Source organism: Streptomyces sp. NPDC006265 (assembly GCF_040613555.1).
GTDB lineage: Bacteria > Actinomycetota > Actinomycetes > Streptomycetales > Streptomycetaceae > Streptomyces.
On record NZ_JBEXSH010000605.1, the window covers coordinates 1 to 5,625 of the forward strand.

The window sequence follows — 5,625 nt, forward strand, 5'->3', positions numbered from 1 at the left end:
ACGTGACGTGCCGGCCCTGGTGTTCACCCGGGAGGACCGCCGTCGGTACCGGGAGAAGCCCTTGCGCACCAGCCAGGCATTGGGCGGCGGCGAACAACGTACGGCTGCCGCTGCACGAGTGCCGACCGCTGACCGAATGGACGGACCGTCCCGCCGCGCCCCGCATCGGCCAGCAGGCGGGCCCCGGAGGCTACGGCAGCTACCGGCCGAGCAGCTGGCGCCCGTCCCGCAAGCGCCCCGCCTGCCCCTACCCCAACCCCGGGCGGTACCAGCCGGGCGAGCGGCTCAAGCAGGGCATGCGGGTCGCCTTCTCCGGCGACACCTCCACCGAGCGGGACCTGCTGGAGGACCGCGCGACCGAGGCCGGGCTGCACGTGGCCACGAGCCTGTCCCGGCTGACCAGCCTGCTCGTCACGAACGACCCGGACTCCGGCACGTCCAAGGCCGTCAAGGCCCGGCAGTTCGGCACGCCGGTCGTGGACGAGGCGGCGTTCGGGCAACTCCTCGCGAATGTGGAGCCGGCGCCGGAGGGGTGACCGTACGGACGGGTGATTGCCGGGCGACTCGCCCGGCGCCCGCTCGCCCGCGCGGGGACGACGGCCCACCCTGTGGCGCATGGCGACCTGTGAGGTATGTGGCAATCAGTACGGAATGACCTTCGAGGTGCACGCGCAGGGCGCGGTGCACGTCTTCGACTGCTTCTCCTGCGCGATCCACCGCATGGCCCCCATCTGCGAGCACTGCCGGGTGCAGATCATCGGCCAGGGCGTCGAGGTCGAGGGCCACTGGTACTGCGGCGCCCACTGCGCCCGCGCGGAGGGAAAGGCAGGAATTGTCGACAAGGTGTGAACCCTTACCCGCCCGAATGCACCCCACGACCGAGTTGTACGGTCGTGGGGTGTACCGCTTCCTGATGTCCCGGCAGTGGGTGATCCTCACGTTGATCGCCCTGCTTCTCATCCCCACGATGATCAGGCTGGGCATCTGGCAGATGCATCGCTACGAGGAGCGCACCGCCCGGAACCAGCTGGTCACGGACGCGCTGGCGGCCGAGCCGGTGCCCGTGGAGAAGCTGACGGCGCCCGGGCACACCGTGACCAGCGCCGAGCGGTACCGCACGGTGACGGCGAAGGGCCGCTTCGACACGGAGAACGAGGTCGTCGTCCGGCGCCGCACCAACTCCGACGACGAGGTCGGCTACCACGTGCTGACCCCGTTCGTCCTGGCCGACGGCAAGGTGCTGCTGGTCAACCGGGGCTGGATCCCGTCCGACGGCCCGAGCCAGACCACGTTCCCGAAGGTCCCCGCCCCGCCGGGCGGCGAGGTCACCGTCGAGGGGCGGCTGATGCCCGACGAGACGACCGCGGCGAGCGGCATCAAGAACCTCCAGGGCCTGCCTGACCGGCAGATCATGCTGATCAACAGCGAGCAGCAGGCCCGGCGCCTGGACGCCCGGGTGCTCGGCGGCTACATCGCCCAGACGTCCCCCGAGCCCAAGGGCGACACCCCCGAGCTGATGGGCAACCCCGGCAAGGAGGACGCGGCGCTGAACTACGCGTACGCCATCCAGTGGTGGCTGTTCGCCGCGGCCGTCCCGGTCGGCTGGACGGTCCTGGCCCGCCGCGAGGCCGGGGACCGGGCCCAGAAGGCGGCCGGCGCGGCCGGCACGTCGGAGGCCGAGCCGGCGGCGGTGTAGACACCGGCGGTGGATCGGCCCGGGGCCCGGGCCCGACCACCCGCGTCGGTCGGCCGGGCCACATCACTCCCCCGGCCCTTGCCCTGATTGCCGCGCCGAGTTGCCGGGAACCCGCACTCCGTGCACCCCAGCATCGAGGACTACGCGCTCATCGGCGACGAGCAGACAGCGGCCATGGTCGGTACGGACGGATCCGTCGACTGGTTGTGCCTGCCCCGCTTCGACTCGGCGGCCTGCTTCGCCAGAATGCTCGGTGACGAGGACAACGGCTACTGGCGCATCGCCCCCGTGGGCGCGGAACGCTGCACCCGGCGCGCCTACCGCCACGACACCCTCGTCCTGGACACCGAGTGGGAGACGGAACAAGGGTCGGTCCGGGTCACCGACCTGATGCCCCAACGCGACCGCGCCCCCGACCTCGTACGCGTCGTCGAGGGCCTGGACGGCGAGGTGACCGTGCACAGCGTCCTCAAGCTGCGCTTCGACTACGGCTCGATCATCCCCTGGGTACGCCGGGCCGACGGCCATCGCGTCGCGGTCGCCGGCCCGGACTCGACCTGGCTGCGCAGCGAGCCGGAAGTGACCAGCTGGGGCGAGGACTACGGCACGCACGCCGAGTTCACCGTCAAGAAGGGCGAGAAGGTCGCCTTCGTCCTGACCTGGCACCCCTCCCACGAGCCGCGCCCACCGCTCATCGACCCGTACGACGCACTGCGCCACAGCGTCGAGGACTGGCGGGCCTGGGTGTCGCGCTGCCGCTACAAGGGCCCGTACCGGGACGCCGTCGTCCGCTCCCTGATCACCCTCAAGGCGCTCACCTACGCCCCGACGGGCGGCATCGTCGCCGCCCCCACCACCTCGCTGCCCGAAGAGCCGGGCGGGGTGCGCAACTGGGACTACCGGTACTGCTGGCTGCGCGACTCCACCCTCACCCTGAACGCGCTGCTCGCCGCGGGCTACCAGGAGGAGGCGGAGGCCTGGCGGAACTGGCTGCTGCGCGCCGTCGCCGGCGACCCGGCGGATCTGCAGATCATGTACGGCGTGGCGGGCGAGCGACGGCTGCCCGAGTTCGAGCTGCCGTGGCTCTCCGGCTTCGTCGGGTCCGCCCCCGTCCGCATCGGCAACGACGCCGTGAAGCAGCTCCAGCTGGACGTCTACGGCGAGGTCATGGACTCCCTGTCGCTCGCCCGCGAGTCGGGCCTGTCCGCCCAGCCCGATGTGTGGGCGCTGCAGACAGCCCTGCTGGACTTCCTGCGGACCCACTGGCAGCAGCCGGACGAGGGACTGTGGGAGGTGCGCGGCGGCCGGCGCCAGTTCGTGCACTCGAAGGTGATGGTCTGGGTGGCCGCCGACCGTGCCGTGCGCACCCTGGAGCGCCATCCGGAGCTGGACGGCGACCTCGACGGCTGGCGCACGCTGCGGGACGAGGTGCACCGGGAGGTGTGCGAGAAGGGCTACGACCCGGAACGCAACACCTTCACGCAGTTCTACGGCTCGCGCGAACTGGATGCCGCGCTGCTGCTCATCCCGCGCGTGGGATTCCTGCCCCCGGACGATCCGCGGGTGATCGGCACGATCGACGCCGTCCGCGAAGAGCTGACCCACGGCGGCTTCCTGCGCCGCTACACCACGGACGACGCGGACGTCGACGGACTGCCCGGCGGCGAGGGCGCCTTCCTGGTGTGCTCGTTCTGGCTCGCCGACGCCCTGTACATGACGGGTCGCACGAAGGAGGCCCGTGAGCTGTTCGAGCGGCTGGCGGGACTCGCCAACGACGTCGGGCTGCTGTCCGAGGAGTACGACCCGATGACGGGCCGGCACCTCGGCAACTTCCCGCAGGCGTTCAGCCACATCGGGCTGGTGAACACCGCCCTCGCCCTGTTCGGTGAGGACGGGGCAGGATAGGGACCATGGATCTTGGACTGAAGGACCGGGTGTACGTCGTCACCGGGGCCACGCGGGGCCTCGGCAACGCCACCGCGCGTGAGCTCGTCGCGGACGGGGCGAAGGTGGTCGTCTCGGGGCGGGACGAGAAGACCGTCGCCGAAGCGGCGGCCGAGCTGGGACCGAACGCGGTCGGGGTCGCCGTCGACAACGCCGACCCGGAGGCGGCGGCCCGGCTGATCGCGGCCGCGCGGGAGCACTGGGGCCGTTTCAACGGCGTGCTCGTCAGCGTGGGCGGCCCGCCGGCCGGGTTCGTCGCGGACAACACGGACGAGCAGTGGCAGACGGCGTTCGAGTCGGTGTTCCTCGGTGCCGTGCGGCTGGCCCGCGCCGCCGCCGCCGACATGGAGGCCGGTGGCGTCATCGGCTTCGTGCTGTCCGGGTCGGTCCACGAGCCGATCCCGGGCCTGACCATCTCCAACGGGCTGCGGCCGGGGCTGGCCGGGTTCGCCAAGTCGCTCTCCGACGAACTGGGGCCGCGCGGCATCCGGGTGGTCGGTGTCCTGCCCGGGCGGATCGACACCGACCGGGTACGGCAGCTTGACGCGTTGTCGGCGGATCCCGAGGCGACCCGGGCGGCGTCGGAGTCGCGGATTCCGCTGCGGCGGTACGGGGCTCCGGGGGAGTTCGGGCGGGTGGCGGCGTTCCTGATGTCGCCGGCGGCTTCCTATCTGACCGGGGTCATGGTGCCGGTCGACGGTGGAGCGCGGCACGGGTTCTGACGGGTCGCACACGACCCGTGCTCAACTCACCCGTTCGGCACCGTGCTTGACGCCCTTCAGTCTCACCTCTGCCGGGAGTGTGGCGAGGCCCGCCGACGCCTTGGCATGGGTGAGGGCGCCGGTGGCGAAGTCGTTCAGTGCCGTTCCCGGGTCCACGTGCGGCTCCAGTGCGAGGCGTACGTGGGCCTCGGGGGCGGCGCGGCGGCCCTTCAGGTGCGCGTGCGCTCCGCCGACGCCGTCGATGTGGGCCGCCTCCTGGGTGAGGACGTTCTGCAGGGCCCGGCCGCGCAGGAGCGCGCCCTCGCCGTCGCCGGTGTCGACGAGGACCTCGGCCAGGCGCCGCCGGCGCAGGACCGCGACGAGCCACCACAGGGCGAGCAGCAGCAGGGCCGCGAGGACGGCGATCACGACCGGCCACCACCAGCCGTCGTCGCGCCAGCGGGTGCGCTCGGCGTTGCTCAGCAGCACGTCGTGCTTGCTGTCGTGGATCCACCACGAGGGCACCGGGGCGCCGAGGCCGACGGCCAGGACGGAGCCTCCCAGCACCAGCAGGACCAGGCCCACCAGGCCGAGGAACACGCGGTTGACGATCCTGAGCACGGTCTCACCCCTTCCGGCCGGGCCGCCGGACGCGCACCGACAGCGAGGGCGGCCGGGACAGCCCCAGCCCCCCGACCGCGTCGGCGAGCACGTCGTCCAGCTCGGTCCGTACGTGGTCCAGTTCACGGAAGTGCGACACGGCACGGACGTCCGCCCGCCTCCGGCGCACCCGTACCCGTGCCGCCTGCACGCCGGGCACCTCCATGGCCCGGTCCCGCAGCGCGGTGGCGGCGGCGTCCCGGTGCAGTCCGGCGCGTACGCCGACGTGCCTGCGCCGCATCGGGAGCACGGCCCGCAGGCCCGGTGTGGCGGCCAGGATCAGCAGCCAGAGGCCGAGGACTGCGGCGACCCCGGCGCCGACGAGCACCCAGGTGTCGTCCAGGGGCCGTTCGGCGAGCTGCTCGGCCAGTTCCCGGCGCCAGTACATGCCGGGCCGGCCGGCGCGCACGGAGACGATGTCATAGAGGAACAGCCCGGTGAGGCCCAGGAGCAGCAGGGTGACGATGCCGGCGGGGACGCGCCGCGCCGACCAGAAGCGGCCCTCCGGTTCGCCCTCGGCCTCGGGGCCGGGCAGTGGAGTGTCGGCGGCCGAGGGTTGAACGGGGGCGGCGTGTTCGAGGAGGCTCAGCACTGCCGCCGACACGCTGCACACATCGCTGCCCA

At 72.6% G+C, this 5,625-nt stretch carries 7 protein-coding genes; 5 read left to right on the forward strand and 2 right to left on the reverse strand.

Annotated features, from left to right (window positions below; all coding sequences use genetic code 11):
• From ABZ281_RS35190 to ABZ281_RS35210, 5 genes are all read left to right on the forward strand, one after another.
• A partial coding sequence (locus ABZ281_RS35190; RefSeq protein WP_356662136.1) for a BRCT domain-containing protein occupies positions 1-536 on the forward strand: 536 nt, incomplete at its 5' end.
• A 79-nt stretch (positions 537-615) separates the two neighbouring features.
• The gene (locus tag ABZ281_RS35195; protein ID WP_078615365.1) at positions 616-849 is read left to right on the forward strand and encodes a hypothetical protein; all 234 of its coding nucleotides are present in this window, start codon (positions 616-618) and stop codon (positions 847-849) included.
• A gap of 49 nt (positions 850-898) precedes the next feature.
• A complete protein-coding gene (locus ABZ281_RS35200) occupies positions 899-1,696 on the forward strand; it encodes an SURF1 family protein (protein ID WP_356662137.1) in 798 nt (265 codons plus the stop codon).
• Positions 1,697-1,816: 120 nt separating this feature from the next.
• A complete protein-coding gene (locus ABZ281_RS35205) occupies positions 1,817-3,601 on the forward strand; it encodes a glycoside hydrolase family 15 protein (protein WP_356662138.1) in 1,785 nt (594 codons plus the stop codon).
• Positions 3,602-3,606: 5 nt separating this feature from the next.
• A complete protein-coding gene (locus tag ABZ281_RS35210; RefSeq protein ID WP_356662139.1) occupies positions 3,607-4,362 on the forward strand; it encodes an SDR family oxidoreductase in 756 nt (251 codons plus the stop codon).
• A gap of 21 nt (positions 4,363-4,383) precedes the next feature.
• On the opposite strand, the gene amaP is transcribed toward ABZ281_RS35210, so the two are convergent.
• On the reverse strand, positions 4,384-4,962 hold the full coding sequence (gene amaP, locus ABZ281_RS35215) for an alkaline shock response membrane anchor protein AmaP (RefSeq protein WP_356662140.1): 579 nt from the start codon (positions 4,960-4,962) through the stop codon (positions 4,384-4,386).
• Positions 4,963-4,966: 4 nt separating this feature from the next.
• Positions 4,967-5,593, reverse strand: a complete 627-nt coding sequence (locus ABZ281_RS35220) for a DUF6286 domain-containing protein (RefSeq protein ID WP_356662141.1) — start codon at positions 5,591-5,593, stop codon at positions 4,967-4,969.
• Positions 5,594-5,625 lie beyond the last annotated feature (32 nt).

Excerpts from the sequence above, each read along its gene's own strand:
- ABZ281_RS35195 (WP_078615365.1), top strand. The coding sequence starts at position 616 with ATGGCGACCTGTGAGGTATGTGGCAATCAGTACGGAATGACCTTCGAG.
- ABZ281_RS35210 (WP_356662139.1), top strand. The coding sequence starts at position 3,607 with ATGGATCTTGGACTGAAGGACCGGGTGTACGTCGTCACCGGGGCCACG.